The sequence below is a fragment of the Aerococcus sanguinicola genome, from assembly GCF_001543145.1.
GTDB classification, from domain to species: Bacteria; Bacillota; Bacilli; order Lactobacillales; family Aerococcaceae; genus Aerococcus; species Aerococcus sanguinicola.
Genome location: NZ_CP014160.1, coordinates 1,108,801 through 1,125,897 on the forward strand (window position 1 = coordinate 1,108,801; position 17,097 = coordinate 1,125,897).

Sequence of the window (17,097 nt, forward strand, 5' to 3'; positions counted from 1 at the left end):
CAACCATTAGAGGGAGGAAAAGATTTGAAATCAGGGAAAATAGTAGAAGTTTCTGGTCCACTGATTAAAGCTTCCGGCATGGAAGACGCTGCCGTTCAGGAAATCTGCTACGTCGGCGAATTAAACCTCATGGGCGAAATCATCGAAATGCACGGTGACGTTGCGTCTATCCAGGTTTATGAAGAAACTTCTGGTTTAACCCCAGGAGAAGAAGTGCGCCCAACCGGGGAGCTCTTATCAGTAGAATTAGGTCCAGGACTTTTAACACGTATGTTCGATGGGATCCAACGCCCACTCGAAGACTTTATGGAAAAAACAGGCTCCAATTACTTGGTACGCGGGGCCCATGTTGACCCACTCGACCGTGAGAAGAAATGGCACTTCGAAGCGACAGTCCAAGAAGGCGATAGCGTCGAAGCTGGCGATATCGTTGGGACAGTTCAAGAAGGTGAAGTCATTGAACACCGGATCATGGTACAGAATGGGGTCAAAGGGACCATCGCTAAGATCGCTTCTGGCGACTATGACTTAGACGATACCGTTTATGTGATCCGCGATGAGCACGGTGAAGAGAAGGGCTATGGCCTCTCACAAAGATGGCCAGTTCGTATTGGACGTCCATTCAAGAAGAAATTATTACCAGATACCATTATGACCACCGGCCAGCGGGTAGTTGATACCTTCTTCCCTATCACCAAGGGGGGCGCTGCTGCCATCCCAGGGCCATTCGGTGCTGGTAAGACCGTTCTCCAACACCAGATCGCTAAGTTTGCGGACGCAGATGTCGTTGTCTACGTTGGTTGTGGGGAACGTGGGAATGAGATGACGGACGTTGTTAACGAATTCCCAGAATTGATCGACCCGAATACCGGCAAGTCTATCATGGAACGGACCGTATTGATTGCTAATACTTCCAACATGCCGGTTGCCGCCCGTGAAGCGTCCATCTATACCGGGATTACCATAGCCGAATACTTCCGTGACATGGGCTATTCCGTTGCTATCATGGCGGACTCCACCTCACGTTGGGCCGAAGCCCTCCGTGAAATGTCTGGGCGTCTGGAAGAAATGCCAGGGGACGAAGGTTATCCTGCCTACTTGGGCTCACGGATCGCGGAATACTATGAACGTGCCGGGATCGTTGAAGTTCAAGGGAGCGAAGGCCGGACTGGGGCTGTTACAGCGATCGGTGCCGTGTCACCTCCAGGCGGGGATACCTCAGAACCAGTTACCCAAAATACCCTCCGCGTTGTGAAGGTATACTGGGGACTCGATTCCAACTTATCTCAACAACGTCACTTCCCAGCTATTAACTGGTTAGATTCCTACTCACTCTATCTCGATGACGTGACTCAAGGGATCTCTGAAGAAACAGGTACCAACTGGCAAGAAATGGTCAGCAGTGCCATGTCGACCCTGCAAGAAGAAGACGGCCTCCAAGAAATTGTCCGTCTGGTAGGGATTGACTCCTTGTCTGAACGTGACCGCTTAACACTGACTGTTGCAGCCATGGTTCGTGAAGCTTACCTGCAACAAAACTCATTCGATGATGTCGATGCTACCACATCTTTCGACAAGCAATATAAGATGCTAGATATTATCTTGACCTTCGAAGATGAAGCGCGTGAAGCCATGGAACTTGGCGCTTACTACGACGAAATCATGAAGGGCACCCAAGATATTCGCGAACGCATCTCACGGATGAAGTATGTCCATGAAGATGATCTCGACCAACTTGACCAATTGAAGGCAGATATTAAGCCTGCCATGCGTGATCTTGTACAAAAGGGAGGGGCTGAATAATGTTAAAAGAATATAAATCCGTAACAGATGTCTATGGCCCTCTGATGATTGTTGATGACGTTGAGGGAGTCGGCTACGATGAATTGGTTGAAATTCAAATGCAAACGGGCGAAAGCCGGGTCGGCCAAGTCCTAGAAATCCAAGAAGACCGTGCCGTTGTCCAAATTTATGGGGGCGGTTCAGGGGTCAACTTGCGCGATACCAAGGTTCGTTTCAAAGGCCGTCCGCTCGAATTCGGCGTATCAGAAGATATGATTGGTCGTTCATTCGATGGTTTAGGCAATATCAACGATGGTGGCCCTGCCATCATCCCAGATGAAATGCGCGATATTAACGGGACAGCCATTAACCCAATGGCCCGTGACTATCCGGATGAATTTATCCAAACGGGGATTTCAACCATTGACCACATGAATACCCTAGTTCGTGGGCAAAAACTGCCAATCTTCTCAGGTTCAGGTTTACCCCACCAAGAATTAGCGGCTCAGATCGCTCGCCAAGCTAATGTGTTGAACGACAATGAACAGTTCGCGGTAGTCTTCGCTGCCATGGGGGTAACCTTTGAAGAAGCTAAATTCTTCGAGAACTCCTTCCGTGAAACAGGCGCCATTGACCGGTCTGTAATGTTTATCAACTTAGCCAATGACCCAGCTATTGAACGTTTGGCAACCCCTAAGATCGCTTTAACAGCTGCGGAATACCTAGCCTATGAGAAGGACATGCACGTCCTCGTTATCATGACGGACATGACCAACTACTGCGAGGCCTTGCGTGAAGTATCCGCTGCCCGCCGTGAAGTGCCAGGGCGTCGGGGTTACCCAGGTTACCTTTATACCAACCTGTCAACCCTTTATGAACGTGCTGGACGGATCCGCGGGGCTAATGGGTCGGTAACTCAGATTCCGATCTTAACCATGCCGGAAGATGATATTACCCACCCAATCCCTGACTTGACCGGTTATATTACAGAAGGTCAGATTATCTTAGACCATGAGCTCTACAACAATGGGGTTCGGCCACCAATCAACGTGTTGCCATCCCTGTCTCGTCTGAAAGACAAGGGGACCGGGGAAGGTAAGACGCGTGAAGACCACGCCAACACCATGAACCAGTTGTTCTCAGCCTATGCCAAGGGTAAGGAAGCCAAAGAATTAGCGGTCGTACTCGGGGACTCCGCACTCTCTGATACTGACAAGCTTTACCTCAAGTTTACCGAACGTTTTGAAGAAGAATATGTCAACCAAGGCTTCAACACCAACCGTGACATCTTCGAAACCTTAGATTTAGCTTGGGAACTCCTCGCTATCTTGCCTAAGTCCGAATTGACCCGGATTAACGACAAACTGATTGAGAAATACTATCCGGAAGACGCTGAAACTGAATCTGAAGGAGCGTGATGCTAAATGGCCAACGCGTTAAATGTCAAACCGACGCGGATGGAACTGCGCAACCTGAAGAAAAGTTTAGACGTAGCGACACGCGGACACAAATTGCTCAAAGATAAGCAAGACGAACTGATGCGTCAATTTATCGATTTGATCCGCCAAAATAACGAATTGCGCGAGGAAGTTGAAGCCCAACTCTCCGGCGCCCTTCAAAATTTTGTCCTTGCGTCTTCATTGATGAACCAAGCCTTCATCGATGAACTCGTCGCAATTCCAACCAAAGAAGTCTCTTTGGAAATGCATAAGGAAAACATCATGAGCGTTGACGTCCCTAAGATGCAATTCCACTACTCCGAAGAGCAAGAAAGTGAAAATGAAAAATTTGCCTATGGTTACTTGAATACCTCAAGCGAATTGGACGAAGCAATTGAAACCATGACCCAAGTGATGCCGCGCCTACTTGAACTCAGCGAAATCGAAAAAACCTGCCAACTCATGGCAGACGAAATCGAAAGTACCCGCCGCCGGGTAAACGCTCTCGAGTACCGGATGATTCCTGATACCGAGGAAACCATCGACTACATCGAAGCCAAACTCGAAGAAGACGAACGGTCAACCAAGACCCGGATGATCAAAGTGAAAGATATGGGCGAAAAGGCTTAAATTTGAGAAATAGAGTGCGACAAAAGTCGTCCAGCTCTGAACCACTGGAGCAAAGGAGGGGAGAGCCTTGTAGAGGCTCGCCCATCCTTTGTGAAGTGGAGTCAGAGCTGACTTTTGGAGCAGGTTTTGAAAAAAATTTTAAAAGAGGTTGGAACTTTTGTCCCAGACTTTTTTCTTGGGAAGGGTGCTGGTGAGCAGGCGTTCCGCTCTGGAATTTGAAGCGGAGACTAGCGAACTTGCAGAGGAAGCCTTCGATAGCAAGTAGCTTCGGCTTAGCTTGCGAATGGAGGCTCTCTTTGCGAGTTGGCGTTCTGCAACTTGCGCATATCCGGTCTGTTTGCGAGTTGGCGTTCTGCAACTTGTGAATTCCCAGTCCCTTTGCAAGTTGGAGCCCCTCAACTTGCGAACTCCCCCTCCATTCGCAAATTGCCGCCATCTACCAATCCCTAACACACATAAATCCAGGCCTCCTCGATCAATCCCAACAAAAAGCACAGCTGGTTCAAAGTTCAGCTGTGCTTTTCTTGTTATTCAGAAGTTTTTAAACCATAAATGAGCGTGTATCCATCACGCTTGGGCTGGAGGTTGGCGTAATGGCTGCGGTAGAGGGCCTGGGTGACTTGTTGGTAGAGTAGGGGTTGGGTTTTTAAGAGCTCCCAGCCTGCTGCTAGGGCCTCTTCCTCAGACGTTGCGTCATCCGCATTCACTTGAACCTTGATTTCCGTCACCAAGTCTTGGTCAGCATCTTGGTAGCTATAGAGAACAGCTTGGTCGTTTAAGGCGCGGATAAAGCCGCCCTGGTCGCTGGCCTCTTGCAAGGCATGGAGGCCTAGGCGTTGGCGCTCTTGGTTAATTGCATCAAATAAGTTATTTGTCATACTTGTCTTCTCCTCATCTTTGCCAGGTGCAATTCCTCGGGCTGGCTCGGGACTCAGGCGGACGCTGGCTTGTTCACTCGCTAAGCTTAGCTCAGGGTCGAAGAGGGGATCTTCCTCAGTAACTTCTTCCCCCGCTGCCTTGTCGTTTAAGTCATCCAGGACGCCCTCAATTAGGCTTCCCGTGTCTATCCGATCTTTATAGTCGAGCTGGTTATCGTGAACAAGGTCGACAACATCCCGTCCTGACGCTAGTGCGAGCTGGGAGAGGCTATCCCCCCACTGGCTAACATAGACCTTCAAACCATAATGGGCTTGCCGCCGCATCTCAGCTTGGATTTCTTCGGCCGATTTTTGTTTAAAAGGCTGGCGCATGGCTTCAAGGGCACGCTTCTTAACCTTTTCGATCTTGGCAGCTTGGCTTTTTTTCTTATTTTGGGTCACGCTTGCTGGCCTCCCTTTATTCTGATTCTTAAGTCTATTATAAAAGAAAGTCCAGCAGAAAGCAGTCTTTAAGGATTATTGGCCAAGAATCTGTGCGGAATAGATGAGGGTGTGGTCACCATTCTGGATGAATTCCAGGCCGAGCGACTGGCCCTTGTAGTTGGCATCGATCATATTGGCATAATGGCCAGGGCTATTCTTCCAATTGTTGAAGAGCTCTTGAGCGATGGCTTCAGCTGAAGTGCCAGGGCTAGCATAGGTCTGCTGGATATTCTCACCCACATAGGAGCCTGCACTCTCAAAACCATTAGCCGTGTGGAAGGCTTGGCCATTGGGACGGGTATGGGAGAAGCAATCGATAATCTCCTGGGTCCGGTTGTTGGCTGCGGCTTGATAGCTATCTTGGTAGGCTAAAGGCGCTAAGCCTTGCTGGGTACGTTCCTGGTTGACCAGGTCGTGGAAATGTTTGCTGATAGCCTGGCTGAGGGAGGTCGTGCTCTGGTTAGCCAGGGTTACTGCATCAGCACTTGGCGTAGTCACTGTAGTCGGATCTTGCTTGGTGTCCGTTGTTGCTGTCTCCTGGGTGCTGGCTTCAGCCCTTGGAATTAAATTGAAGTCTGGTTGAGCCTTGCTTAAATCAACGGTTTTTTCGCTAGCAAGGGACGTAACTTCTGCCACAGGGATAGGGCGGCTTTCCTTAGCCTTATCCTGCTTGTCGTCAAAATCGTCATGAATATCGTCATAATCGTCATCGTCTAGGTCGTCATCCTGGTCATCGTCATAACCGTCATGAATATCGTCGTAATCGTTATCATCTAGGTTGTCATCCTGATCATCGTCGTCAAAATCGTCGTGGATGTCATCGTAATCGTCATCGCCTAAGTCCTCATCCTGATCATCGTCGTCAAAATCGTCGTGGATATCATCGTAATCGTCAACGCTTAAGTCATCATCATAGATATCGTCGTCATAATCGTCGTAAATATCGTCATAACCGTCATAGTCATAACTGTCAGTATAGGCGTCATAATCGTCCCAGTCATCGTCGTAACCATCATAATCGTCATCATAAGTGTCGTAATCGTCCCAGTCGTCATCAACTTCGTAATCTTCATAGTCATCGTAATCGTCATCGAAGTCATCAGCTTGGACAGTTTCGCCAAGTCCAAGGCTGCCTGCTCCAATCAGTCCGAGTGCGATGAGTAATTTTTTATCCAGTTTCATGTGATCATTCCCTTTCTTTTCTGTCATAATGAGTGATGCGAGGACTATTTTTGCCCTCCTGCTATACAATACAAGGGTTGTCCAAAATTTAGGGCCCTTTTTTAAAAAAAAGATTTTGGGTCGAGTAGACCCGAGAACGTTCTGGCTCTCTTGTTATAAAATACAAGGGGGCTAAAAAATTTAGGGACTAATTTCTAAAATATTGGAGATTTTCTTTAAAAATGACCATTTCAGTCGCTTCGGTACTTCTTTTTTGCTATAGTAGGGCAAAATAGGCCCTAAAATTTCTTGGGCTTTTGTATTTTGTCTTAGGGCTGGAGGCTCTGATTATGGAGGAATGAGGGGATAAGTGATGGAGACGCGAGAGGAACGGAATGCGCTCATTCAAGAACATTTTGGTTTTATTATTAAGACAGTATCTGAAATAACGGGACGCTATGTGGAAGTCGGCAATGATGATGCCTTGAGTGTGGCTTTGATGGCTTTCGATGAGGCCATCTCACGTTATGATGAAGACCGGGGGCACTTTTTAGCCTTCTGTAAACTGGTGATTAAGAGCCGGGTCCTGACTCATCTTAAGGGAGAGGGCAAGGACCAGCAGGATGTTTCCTTAGACGACTTGCAGGAATTAGGCTTTGACCCAGTAGACGAGCGGCCGGTGTCGCAGACGGATATGAAGGTTGAGATTGAAGCCTGGAAGGAAGACTTGGAAGACTTTGCGATTACGCTGGAACAATTAGCGGATGAAGCGCCCAAGCACCGAGACACCCGAGAGCGGGCCATTGATATTTCTGAAGCATCCAGTAAGAAGCGGGCCATTACCGACCACCTCTTCACTAAGAAGCGCTTGCCCATCCGTAAGATGAGCCGGACTTTTGACGTGACAGAGAAGGTGATCAAGGGGTCCAAGACCTTTATTATTTCGGTAATTATCATTTTTGTGAAGGAATACCGGGCCATATTAGATTGGATTAGGGGGTGAGCGGGATGTTTGAAGAAGTGCTTATATTAGAGATAAAGACCGACTATGCCTTGGCCATGTCGCGGTCGGGGGAAATCCTCCGCATCCGCTTAAAGGACGGCTTGACGGTCGGCCAGCAGATCTATATCACAGAAGAAGATCGCTACCAACAAACACCTGCCAAGGCGCCAGTGCCCTTGAAGTCAGGAAGTAAGAAAAAAGGCCTTCCTTGGTTAACAGGAATCCTCGTGGCTGCCATGGCCCTTTTAGTTATCGGTGTAGCGACAGTAGCCAGCAATTGGAGCCAGGAAGATGAGATTCTAGGCTTGGGACGCAATCCAAGCATCCAGTTAGAAGTGGACAGTAAGGGGACCATCCAATCCCTAGCTGACGCCAGTGGCAAGGAACAAGCGGCCGCCAAGTATATCGGTGAGAAGCTCAAGGATGAGATCGACCAGCTGCTCGGCCAAGTGAAAGTGGCGGATGACCAGAACATGGTGGTCGCAAGCACAGGCCTGCCTAAAGACCAGGCCGACCAAGTCCGCCAGCAGATCCGTGATTATTATGAAGCGAACGGCTACGATGGCGATTTAATCTTCCTCCAGGCTGAAAATAGCGAATACCAAGCAGCCAAAGATAAGGGCCAGTCCCTGGCCGACTACCTGATCGACCACTATGACCTCAATATCTGGACGCGTGAGGAAAGTCGTGACTTGTCCGACCAAGAGAAGAAAGACCGTCTGAAGGGCCATGGCGACTACATCCATGTGGTCAACGAAGACCAGCGCCAGAAAGAGGAAGGAGAAGCCAAAAATAAAGAAGAAGAGAAGAAAAAAGAAGAGGAGAAAAAGAAAGAAGAAGAAGCTAAGAAAGAATCCGAAGCAGAGCCAGAATCCGGAGGTCAAGGAGCAAGTCCAGCCCCTTCCTCCCAGCCTGAAACGAATCCAAGTCGACCTGCTAACCAGCCCCAGCAACCAGCCAGGCCTAATCAGTCGGCTCCCGCACCCCAACCAGCCCCAGCCCCTTATCGAGCTCCCGCACCAGCACCCCAGCCCTCCTACGACGATGACTGGGACGATGACGATTGGGATGACGACGACTGGGACGACGATGACGACTAAGGGTGTGAGACTTGGCGCTTAGGCTTGGATGATTGGAGCAAGTAAGGATAAGAGCGAAGCATTCGCTCGTTCCTAACTTGTGAAATCACTCCAAGCCTGCCAAGTCGAGCCCGACTAAGGGTGTGAGACTTGGCGCTTAGGTTTGGATCCTTAATCTCGACTAAATCCCCAACACTCAAGCAAAGGCTTTGAATGTGGTTTGACGGTGCTCGACACTCAAGCAAAGCCTCTGAGTGTGGGTTGACGACGCCCAGCACCCAAGTAGAGTCTGCGATTGTGGTTTGACGGTGTCCGACACCCAATCAAGTCCTTCAAGTGTGGGGTGACGATGCCTAACACACAATCAGGCCCTCCGAATGAGGCTTGACACAGCAAATTCGGTTATAGCTTGCATGTAAAAAATTATTTAAGCCTGGAGCTATTGGAATAAAAATTATTCTAGTGGCTCCAGACTTCTTTTATCGGTATATCTTGCAGTCAAAACTGCTAAATCCGCAGTGAATGGTGGTGGTGTGCAGTCAACAGCTTAATTGTGCATTGAGTTGGACTAGCTTGCACTTGATAGTTCTAATCGTGAAGCTTATCAGCTTGCAGTCAATCCCTCAAAACATGCAGTGAATGATGGTGCCATGCAGCTAACTGCCTTAATTGCGCATTGAGTTACAGCAGATTGCAGGTGATAGCTCTAAACGGGAACTCAATGAACTTGCAGTCAACTCAGTTAAATCTGCAGTGAACCATGGCCATTTGCAGTGAAATCTTCTAAAAATGCAGTGAAGCTTTCTGCTGCGCAGTCAAACCCTAAAAAATGCAGCGAATGATCTTGGCTAAGCTTTAGGGGTCCCAAATAGCTTTTCTTGTCGCTTTATGTTAGAGTGAAGGAAATCACAAGAAAGGGTGGCAGATTATGGGAGACTTGTTTGAAGCGGTGCCGAATTTTTCTGAGGGGCGTGACCAGGAAGTAGTGGAGGCCCTCGCTCAAGAGGCCAGGTCAGTGGCAGGGGTGGTCCTGCTCGATTATTCAGCTGACGTTGACCACCACCGGTCCGTATTTACATTGATGGGGACGGGCCCCCAGTTGATCGAAGCACTGATCAAAATGACGACCGTCGCAGTGGAGAAGATTGATCTCAACCAGCACCAGGGTGAGCACCCGCGCATGGGAGCCTTGGATGTTTGTCCCTTTATTCCCCTGGGCCAGACTTCTATGGACCAGGCGTGTCGGATGGCCGAAGCCCTGGCTGAGCGTCTAGCAGCTGACTTTGACTTACCAGTGATGCTCTATGGAGAGGCGGCTAGCCAGCCTTCCCGCAACCGGGTGGCTGATATCCGCCGGGGAGGTTTCGAAGGTTTAGCTGATAAGCTTGCTGATCCGGCTTGGCAGGTAGACTACGGCCCCCAAGCCCCGCATCCTAGCGCAGGGATGACTGCTGTAGGGGCGCGTCCAGCTATGGTCGCTTTCAACGTAAACCTAGATACTAATCGTTTGGATGTGGCTCAGGCGATTGCTAAAAAGGTCCGGGGCTCGAGTGGGGGCTTCCCTGCCTGCCAGGCTTTGGGCATGGCCCTAACTGACCGCGACTTGGTCCAAGTCTCCATGAATATCTTGGACCTGGACAGTCTGCCCCTCTACCGGATCCTAGAAACGGTCCGCATGGAAGCAGCCCGCTATGGGGTGGCTGTACTCGAAACGGAACTGGTTGGCCTAGCCCCAGCCCAGGCCCTCTATGACAGTGCAGCCTACTACCTTCAACTAGCTGACTTTGATCCGCAAGGCCAGGTCCTCGAAGAAGAACTTCGCCAGGCTAAAGCAGACTAAAATAAAAACGTATCCTTCCAGTGCTTGGAGGCCTAGGGACTAGGCCAAGTGGAAACTGGGGATACGTTTTTTATTTTAAATGGTATTGTTCAAATTGTGGTGGGGTTATTTGCTATCTGCACTCAGAGTTCTTGGGCGCAAATCGGCGGTTGCTATTTGCTTTCAGGGCTTGCGAGTGCAAACTAGTGACTTGCTATCTGCTCTAAGAGCTTTCGAATGCAAATTGGTGACATGCTATCTGCACTCAGAGCTTCCAAATACAAATTGGCGACATGTTATTTGCACTACTCAGGGGTCTCGAAAACTAAGCGCTCTTGCTCGCACCCTACAGTCGGGTTCGGTCGCGCAGAAGTGGCTCCTCTTCACAAAGATCCTTCGAAGGCTTTCAGCCTTCTATGGCTCTTTGCTCCAGAGGTCCACTTCTACCCGCGCTCCCTCGCACCCTATAGTTGGGTTCGGTCTGGCAACTTTCGTGTCACTTCACAAGTCTTCGCCGCAGTCTTTCAGACTGCTCTGGCGACTTGCTCCAGTGAACGAAAGCTAAGCGCCAGCCCTCACACCCTACAGTCGGGTTCGACTTGGCAGGCTTGGAGTGATTTCACAAGTAAGGAACGAGCGAATGCTTCGCTCTTATCCTGACTTGTTCCAATCATCCGAGCCTAAGCCCAAGTCTCGCACCCTAAGCGGTCATGAGATAGGCTAGGATGGCAACTAGGGTGGCGCTGGCGCCGATTGTGGCTTCGTAGCGGATGAGGGTCAGACGCTGGCGGAAGGAGAGCTGGACACTGCCTGCGGTGGCGTGGAAGAAGGAACCGTGGGGGAGGGAGTCCAAGACGGTGGCGCCCGCATGCAACATGGCAGCGGCTGCTAGGTGGGGGACTTGGGCTTCGATCAGGCTTGGGGCGAAACTCTGGCTGGCGATACTGGCTCCGGCTGTGGTGGAGGCTGTGGCTGCGCCCATGAAGATACCAGACAAGGGAGCGAGGAGGAAGGGCGGCAGCTGGAGGAATTGGAGGAGCTGGCTGAGATCGGCTTGGAGCTGGGAAGCGGTGATCACGCCGGCCAATGCTCCCGTTCCAATCAGAAGCAAGCAAACATCCTTGACTTGGTCCAGGCCGAATTGACTGTAGCTGATGAGCTTTTTGCCCTGACGGCAGGCTAGTAGGGAAGCCAGTCCCCCAAGAGGGAGGGCTAGGATAGGGTCGACGGAGAGGCCGACAAGTGGACGGAGGGCCAACAAGACGACAACCGTGAGGGGACCGACCAGAGCGGCGAACAGGCTAGGACCTTGCTCGCTAGGATTAGCGACTGGAGCGACTGGGTCAGACGAGTCAAGCCCCACTTGGTCGCCTAATTTGCGGTTGAGAGCCTGAGAGAGCAGGAGGGTCACCAGTGCTGCCACTAGGGCGGGCACCAGATTTTGTAAGATCAGCCGGCTTAGGTCGACATCGAAGCTAGCTGCAACAGCCAAGGTGTTGGGGTTGGGGGAGATGAGGTTGCCGGCCTTGCCCCCGCCGATCATGGCGACCAGGGCAGCTTCCTTTCGAAGCTGGCTTTCTTGGCAGATGGCTAGGGCAATAGGAGCAACGGTAATGATCGTGATGTCGATAAAGACCCCGATGCTACAGATCAGAAGGCTGGCCAGGATGAGAGCGGCCAGGGCCCGGCTCTGGCCCAGCCGGTTGACGATGGCCTGGGCAATCTTTTGAGCGGACCCTGTCTTGACTAGGCAACCAACGAGGACCCCCGAGGCGAGGATACGGAGGATGGCGCTCATCATGGAAGCCGAACCGTCGACCATGACCTCAATACTTTGACTGAGATTAGCGCCACCTAAAAGGGCACCGACCAAACCGCCAACCATGAGGGCATAGGGCGCAGGCAATTTTTTGAGGATGAGCAATAGGGCAATGGCGAGGGCAGCTAGGGCCCCAAAGCTTGAGATCAACATGGATAAGCCTCCATTCTAAATCCTAGGGGTCGCAATAAGTTGTAAGGGCTTTTATAATTGAGAGTGTGACAAAAGTCGGTTAGGCCTGAATCACTGGAGCGAACTATGTCCAATCGTTGGTCAACGATTGGACATAGTTCGTGAAGTGGATGTCAGGACTGACTTTTGGAGCAGGTTTTTGCCTAAAAATTCGTTATTTAAAAAGGGGCTGAAGCTTTTATAATTAGGATAACACAGAGTCCCATAAGGAGGTAATCATATGAAAATTATTCTCGCACCTGATTCATTTAAGGATGCTGTGACCGCCGAGGAAGCTTGCCAGGCCATGGCAGCAGGTATCCGCCGGGCCTGTCCGGATGCTGAAATACTTGCCCTGCCCATGGCGGATGGTGGGGAAGGGACCGTCCAAGCCCTCTTAGCGGCGCGCGGGGGAAAGCTGGAGCGGACTAGTGTGACAGGCCCCCTACCTGGTCAACAAGTCCAAGCAGCCTGGGGACGTCTTGCTGACGGAGAGACCGCAGTCATCGAGATGGCAGCTGCTTCGGGACTGGAGTTAGTCGCTAGAGCAGACCGCAATCCCTGGCACACCACAACTTACGGCACAGGCGAAGTCATTCGGGCTGCTCTGGATGCCGGCTGTCGGAAGATCATCTTGGGGATTGGGGGCAGTGCGACCAATGATGGAGGCGTGGGGATGGCCATGGCTCTGGGCGGCCGCTTCCTCGATAGCCAGGGCCAGTCCATTGGTCTAGGCGGTGGTACCTTGTCAGACCTGGCCCATATCGATCTCAGCAGGCTGGATCCCCGACTCCAAGACATAGAAATCATTGTTGCCTCCGACGTAACCAATCCCTTAGTGGGGGACCAGGGCGTTTCAGCCGTCTTCGGCCCGCAAAAGGGGGCTGACCCCGACATGGTAGCCGCTCTCGACCGTAACCTCCGCCAGCTCGCGACCTGTGCTAAGAAGGACTTGGCCTTGGCTTGGGACATGGCCCAGTGTCCAGGCGGAGGCGCAGCGGGTGGCCTGGGAGCTGGCTTAATGGCCTTCCTCGGGGCCAAACTTCAAGCTGGCATTGACCTCGTTATTGAAGAAACTCAGATGGTCAAGCATTGCCAAGGCGCTGATTATATCTTCACCGGTGAGGGCTCTTTAGATGGCCAGTCTGTCTTTGGCAAGACGCCCCAGGGCGTAGCCCGGGTTGGACATCAGGCCCAAGTTCCCGTGATCGCCCTGGCTGGCCAGATAGGTGAGGGCGCTGAGGCCCTCTATGAGGAAGGCGTCCAAGCTATTTTTGCGATCGGTAGAGGGCCGAGCACTCTAGAAGAAGCCCTGGCAGAAACTGCAGAAAACCTTGAGCAGACCTGTGAGAATGTGATGCGCTTGCTTAATCGTCATGCCAACAATTGAAATACAAAAAATGTCTTTATAAATTTAAAGGCTTACATGACCAAATAAAATTTTTATCATGACTTGCTCAGAAAATGACTTGCTTAATAATATCGATTTCACAAACTTTCTGAGCTCTTATTTTTTTGATAAGTGAAAAAGACAGTCATAAAGTGAGAAATAGCCGGGGGTTAATGAGAAAATGAAGAGAGAAGACATGTTTTAGGGATTGCTTAACTTTTCACATGATGAATTAGTGATGGTAGGCTAGGGGGGAATCTATGATGATAAATGGAGGTTATTTGAATGAAGCTTGCAGCGATTGTAGGGACCAATTCCGACCGGTCCACAAATCGAAAATTGTTACAGTTTATGGCTAAGCATTTCAGTGACCAAGCTGAAATTGAGGTCTTAGAAATTGCTGATTGCCCAGCCTTTAATGAACCCAAGGATAAGACAGCGCCTGCCCCTATCCAGGCATTAGCTGATCAGATTGAGGCAGCGGACGGTGTCATTATTTCAACTCCCGAGTATGACCACTCGATTACCGCGGCTTTGAAGAGTGTCTTGGAGTGGTTCTCCTATAGTGTACAGCCCCTAATTGACAAGCCCGTTATGATTACCGGGGCTTCCTTAGGCTCTCTGGGCTCTTCCCGGGCCCAAGCTCACTTGCGCCAAATCTTGGATGCTCCAGAAATTCAAGCCCGCGTGATGCCAAGTTCAGAATTCTTGCTGGGACGTTCAGGGGATGCCTTTGACAGTGAAGGAAACTTGGTCTATGAAGATAAGGTGAAAGAACTGGAAGAAGTCTTCGAAGAGTTCCTACACTTTGTAGACCTGACCCAGCAGTTGACAACTGAGCAGAAGACACGTCGAGCCAAGAAAGAAAACTTTTCTTGGAAAGACATTGTAGACTAGGGAGGAGATAAGTCATGAAATTTGTTGGAATTGTCGGGACCAATGCAGAGTTCTCCTATAACCGGAAGTTGCTCGAATTTATGGCCGACTACTACGAAGAAGATACGATTGAAGTCTTGGACATCGACCGCGTACCTATGTTCAATGAAACGAAGGACCAAACGGACACCGCTCCTATCCAAGAATTAAAAGAAAAAATTGAAGCGGCAGATGGGGTGATTATTGCTACACCTGAGCACAACCACTCTATTCCTTCAGCCTTGAAGAGTGTGATCGAATGGCTGTCCTACAAGATCCATCCTTTAGATGGCAAGCCAGTCATGATCGTTGGCGCTTCCTATAGTGTGCAAGGCTCCTCACGCTCACAACTTCACCTCCGTCAAATCTTGGATGCGCCGGGGGTTAATGCGATCGTGATGCCTGGGAATGAATTCTTGTTAGGACGTGCTCACGAAGCCTTTGATGAAGATGGGAAATTAAAAGACAAACGCACGGTTCAATTCTTGTCATCCTGCTTCCGCAAATTTAAACGCTTCACTGAAGTGGCAGAAATCTTAAACCAACCTGAAGAAGTGAACTTCAAACCAGGCGACTACCATGTTTCTGCAGTGGGCCATAACGGCGACTTACCAATGGTCGTGACCTTCTCAGAAGACCGTATCGAAGCCATTGATATCGATACTGAAGGCGAAACAGAAGGGATTGCTGACCTGGTCTTCACCCGTTTGCCGGAAGAAATTATTGATGGCCAAACCTTGAATGTGGATGTAGTTTCAGGGGCTTCCGTAACTTCCAATGGGGTCGTTGACGGAGTAGCTGATGCGGTCTACCAAGCAGGTTCTGATCCAGAAATATTAAAGAAACGGCCTAAAGTTAGCGAAAGCATGCAGCTGGATCCCGTTGAAAAGACCGTGGATGTAGCGGTTATCGGTTCTGGTGGGGCTGGCTTAGCAGCAGCAATTGCAGCCTTAGACAAGGGAGCCTCCACTCTCGTTCTTGAAAAATTCCCTGTGATTGGTGGGAATACTGTCCGGACAGGTGGCCAGATTAATGCGGCCGACCCTGAATGGCAGCACCAATTCAAGGCAATCCATGGCGAACGTGCAACCCTAGAAAAGATCTACAACACCCCTGAAGATGAAATTGCTGAAGAATATCGGGAAGACTTCCGCGCCCTCAAGGAAGAGCTCGACCAATACTTCAAGGACCTGGATGAAGGCAAGAGCTATCTCTTTGACTCTATCCACCTACATACTATCCAAACTTACATCGGTGGGAAGCGGATGGACCTTGACGGCAATGAAATCCATTCTGATATCGAATTGATCCATTATCTGACGAAGAATGCTCTCCCAACCATCGATTGGCTCAAAGAAAAGGGAGTTACTTTCGACGAACATATGGTGGCTGAACCAGTCGGCGCACTCTGGCGTCGGGCTCGCGAACCCCAAGCTTCTGAAGGTTTCGGCTATATCGACCCCTTAACGACCTACATTGAAGACCATGGTGGCCAAATTATGACGGATACCAAGGCTGACCGCTTCATCGTAGAAGACGGCAAGATCGTAGGAATTCAAGCGACAGGCCGCTATGACCAAAAAGTCACGATCCATGTGAATAAGGGGGTTGTCATTGCCACAGGTGGCTTCGGTGCCAATATCGAAATGATTAAGAAGTACGATAACTACTGGGGCAACCTACCTGAAAGCATCCCAACTACCAACTCACCAGCCTTAACGGGTGATGGGATTGAAATGGGCCAAGAAGTCGGCGCAGATGTTGTTGGCATGGGCTTCGTTCAATTGATGCCATCAGCTGACCCTATCACTGGTAATATCTTCAGCGGGATCGACTGCCCACCATCAGACTTTATCTTCGTGAATAAAGAAGGGAAACGCTTCGTTGATGAATATGCCTCCCGTGACGTTCTAGCTAAGGCCCTCTTTGACCAAGGTGGTGTCATCTATAACATTTCCGACGCTGAAATCGCGAAGACACGCTTCAACTCAACGGATGAACAATTAGCCAATGATGTCAAGAAGGGAGCCTGCTTCAAGGCAGATACCTTAGAAGACCTGGCTAAACAATTAGACATAGATCCAGCAGTCTTTGTGAAGACCATCGAAGACTATAACTCCTATGTGGACCAAGGCTACGATGAAGAATTCCAAAAAGGTGCCTTCAACCACAAAGTGATTGTGCCACCTTTCTATGCGACGCCAAGAAGCCCCGCAACTCACCACACCATGGGCGGGCTTAAGATCGACGCTCAGACTCGGGTACTCAACACCCAAGGCCAAGCCATCGAAGGCCTCTATGCCGCCGGAGAAGTCGCAGGCGGCGTCCACGCCGGTAACCGCCTAGGCGGCAACGCCCTAGCCGACATCTTCGTCTTCGGCAAACTAGCCGGCCAAAACGCAGCTGAATAACAGGGTGTGAGACTTGGCGGTTAACTTTCATTCACTGGAGCAAGTCGCCAGAGCAGTCTGTTAAGACTGCGTCGGAGACTTGTGAAGTGACATGAAAGTTGCCAAGTCGAACCCAAC

The 17,097-nt window shown here is 50.3% G+C and carries 12 protein-coding genes; 9 read left to right on the forward strand and 3 right to left on the reverse strand.

Features of this window, described 5'->3' with window-relative positions; all coding sequences use genetic code 11:
- Nucleotides 1–24 precede the first annotated feature (24 nt).
- The 3 genes from AWM72_RS04985 to AWM72_RS04995 are packed head-to-tail and all read left to right on the forward strand — an operon-like array spanning nucleotide 25 to nucleotide 3,851.
- On the forward strand, nucleotides 25–1,803 hold the full coding sequence (locus AWM72_RS04985; protein WP_067974162.1) for a V-type ATP synthase subunit A: 1,779 nt from the start codon (nucleotides 25–27) through the stop codon (nucleotides 1,801–1,803).
- Nucleotides 1,803–3,200 (forward strand): V-type ATP synthase subunit B, encoded by a 1,398-nt coding sequence (locus AWM72_RS04990; protein ID WP_067974165.1) that lies wholly within the window; start codon nucleotides 1,803–1,805, stop codon nucleotides 3,198–3,200. The genes AWM72_RS04985 and AWM72_RS04990 overlap by 1 nt, the downstream gene beginning before the upstream one ends.
- 6 nt (nucleotides 3,201–3,206) lie before the next feature.
- Nucleotides 3,207–3,851 (forward strand): V-type ATP synthase subunit D, encoded by a 645-nt coding sequence (locus tag AWM72_RS04995; protein ID WP_067974168.1) that lies wholly within the window; start codon nucleotides 3,207–3,209, stop codon nucleotides 3,849–3,851.
- Between the two features lie 527 nt (nucleotides 3,852–4,378).
- On the opposite strand, the gene AWM72_RS05005 is transcribed toward AWM72_RS04995, so the two are convergent.
- Both AWM72_RS05005 and AWM72_RS09215 read right to left on the reverse strand, forming a co-directional pair.
- Nucleotides 4,379–5,170, reverse strand: a complete 792-nt coding sequence (locus AWM72_RS05005) for a hypothetical protein (protein ID WP_067974175.1) — start codon at nucleotides 5,168–5,170, stop codon at nucleotides 4,379–4,381.
- A 75-nt stretch (nucleotides 5,171–5,245) separates the two neighbouring features.
- Nucleotides 5,246–6,394 carry a CAP domain-containing protein gene (locus tag AWM72_RS09215; RefSeq protein ID WP_144435177.1) on the reverse strand — a complete coding sequence of 383 codons (1,149 nt, stop codon included), beginning with the start codon at nucleotides 6,392–6,394 and terminating at the stop codon, nucleotides 5,246–5,248.
- 349 nt (nucleotides 6,395–6,743) lie between these two features.
- On the opposite strand from AWM72_RS09215, the gene AWM72_RS05015 reads away from it, so the two are divergent.
- The 3 genes from AWM72_RS05015 (at nucleotide 6,744) to ftcD (ending at nucleotide 10,295) form a co-directional block, all read left to right on the forward strand.
- The gene (locus tag AWM72_RS05015; RefSeq protein WP_143485081.1) at nucleotides 6,744–7,376 is read left to right on the forward strand and encodes an RNA polymerase subunit sigma; all 633 of its coding nucleotides are present in this window, start codon (nucleotides 6,744–6,746) and stop codon (nucleotides 7,374–7,376) included.
- Between the two features lie 5 nt (nucleotides 7,377–7,381).
- A complete protein-coding gene (locus AWM72_RS09290; RefSeq protein ID WP_067974181.1) occupies nucleotides 7,382–8,476 on the forward strand; it encodes an anti-sigma factor domain-containing protein in 1,095 nt (364 codons plus the stop codon).
- A gap of 907 nt (nucleotides 8,477–9,383) precedes the next feature.
- The gene (ftcD, locus tag AWM72_RS05025; protein ID WP_067974184.1) at nucleotides 9,384–10,295 is read left to right on the forward strand and encodes a glutamate formimidoyltransferase; all 912 of its coding nucleotides are present in this window, start codon (nucleotides 9,384–9,386) and stop codon (nucleotides 10,293–10,295) included.
- A 679-nt stretch (nucleotides 10,296–10,974) separates the two neighbouring features.
- On the opposite strand, the gene AWM72_RS05030 is transcribed toward ftcD, so the two are convergent.
- Complete coding sequence (locus AWM72_RS05030; RefSeq protein WP_067974187.1) at nucleotides 10,975–12,246, reverse strand: GntT/GntP/DsdX family permease; 1,272 nt, start codon at nucleotides 12,244–12,246, stop codon at nucleotides 10,975–10,977.
- A 259-nt stretch (nucleotides 12,247–12,505) separates the two neighbouring features.
- Between AWM72_RS05030 and AWM72_RS05035 the strand changes: the two genes are divergently transcribed.
- The 3 genes from AWM72_RS05035 (at nucleotide 12,506) to AWM72_RS05045 (ending at nucleotide 16,980) form a co-directional block, all read left to right on the forward strand.
- Nucleotides 12,506–13,654: a glycerate kinase gene (locus tag AWM72_RS05035; RefSeq protein WP_067974190.1), complete on the forward strand. Its 1,149-nt coding sequence runs from the start codon at nucleotides 12,506–12,508 to the stop codon at nucleotides 13,652–13,654.
- A 285-nt stretch (nucleotides 13,655–13,939) separates the two neighbouring features.
- Entirely contained in the window at nucleotides 13,940–14,551 is a 612-nt protein-coding gene (locus AWM72_RS05040; protein ID WP_067974193.1) for an NADPH-dependent FMN reductase, read from the forward strand.
- A gap of 14 nt (nucleotides 14,552–14,565) precedes the next feature.
- Nucleotides 14,566–16,980, forward strand: coding sequence for a flavocytochrome c (locus AWM72_RS05045; RefSeq protein WP_067974197.1), 2,415 nt, complete (start codon nucleotides 14,566–14,568; stop codon nucleotides 16,978–16,980).
- Nucleotides 16,981–17,097: the final 117 nt, after the last annotated feature.

Bases quoted from the DNA above. Each gene is read 5' to 3' on its own strand.
- ftcD (WP_067974184.1), top strand. From the start codon at position 9,384: ATGGGAGACTTGTTTGAAGCGGTGCCGAATTTTTCTGAGGGGCGTGAC.
- AWM72_RS04990 (WP_067974165.1), top strand. From the start codon at position 1,803: ATGTTAAAAGAATATAAATCCGTAACAGATGTCTATGGCCCTCTGATG.
- AWM72_RS09290 (WP_067974181.1), top strand. From the start codon at position 7,382: ATGTTTGAAGAAGTGCTTATATTAGAGATAAAGACCGACTATGCCTTG.
- AWM72_RS05045 (WP_067974197.1), top strand. From the start codon at position 14,566: ATGAAATTTGTTGGAATTGTCGGGACCAATGCAGAGTTCTCCTATAAC.
- AWM72_RS05040 (WP_067974193.1), top strand. From the start codon at position 13,940: ATGAAGCTTGCAGCGATTGTAGGGACCAATTCCGACCGGTCCACAAAT.
- AWM72_RS09215 (WP_144435177.1), bottom strand. From the start codon at position 6,394: ATGAAACTGGATAAAAAATTACTCATCGCACTCGGACTGATTGGAGCA.
- AWM72_RS04995 (WP_067974168.1), top strand. From the start codon at position 3,207: ATGGCCAACGCGTTAAATGTCAAACCGACGCGGATGGAACTGCGCAAC.
- AWM72_RS05035 (WP_067974190.1), top strand. From the start codon at position 12,506: ATGAAAATTATTCTCGCACCTGATTCATTTAAGGATGCTGTGACCGCC.
- AWM72_RS05030 (WP_067974187.1), bottom strand. From the start codon at position 12,246: ATGTTGATCTCAAGCTTTGGGGCCCTAGCTGCCCTCGCCATTGCCCTA.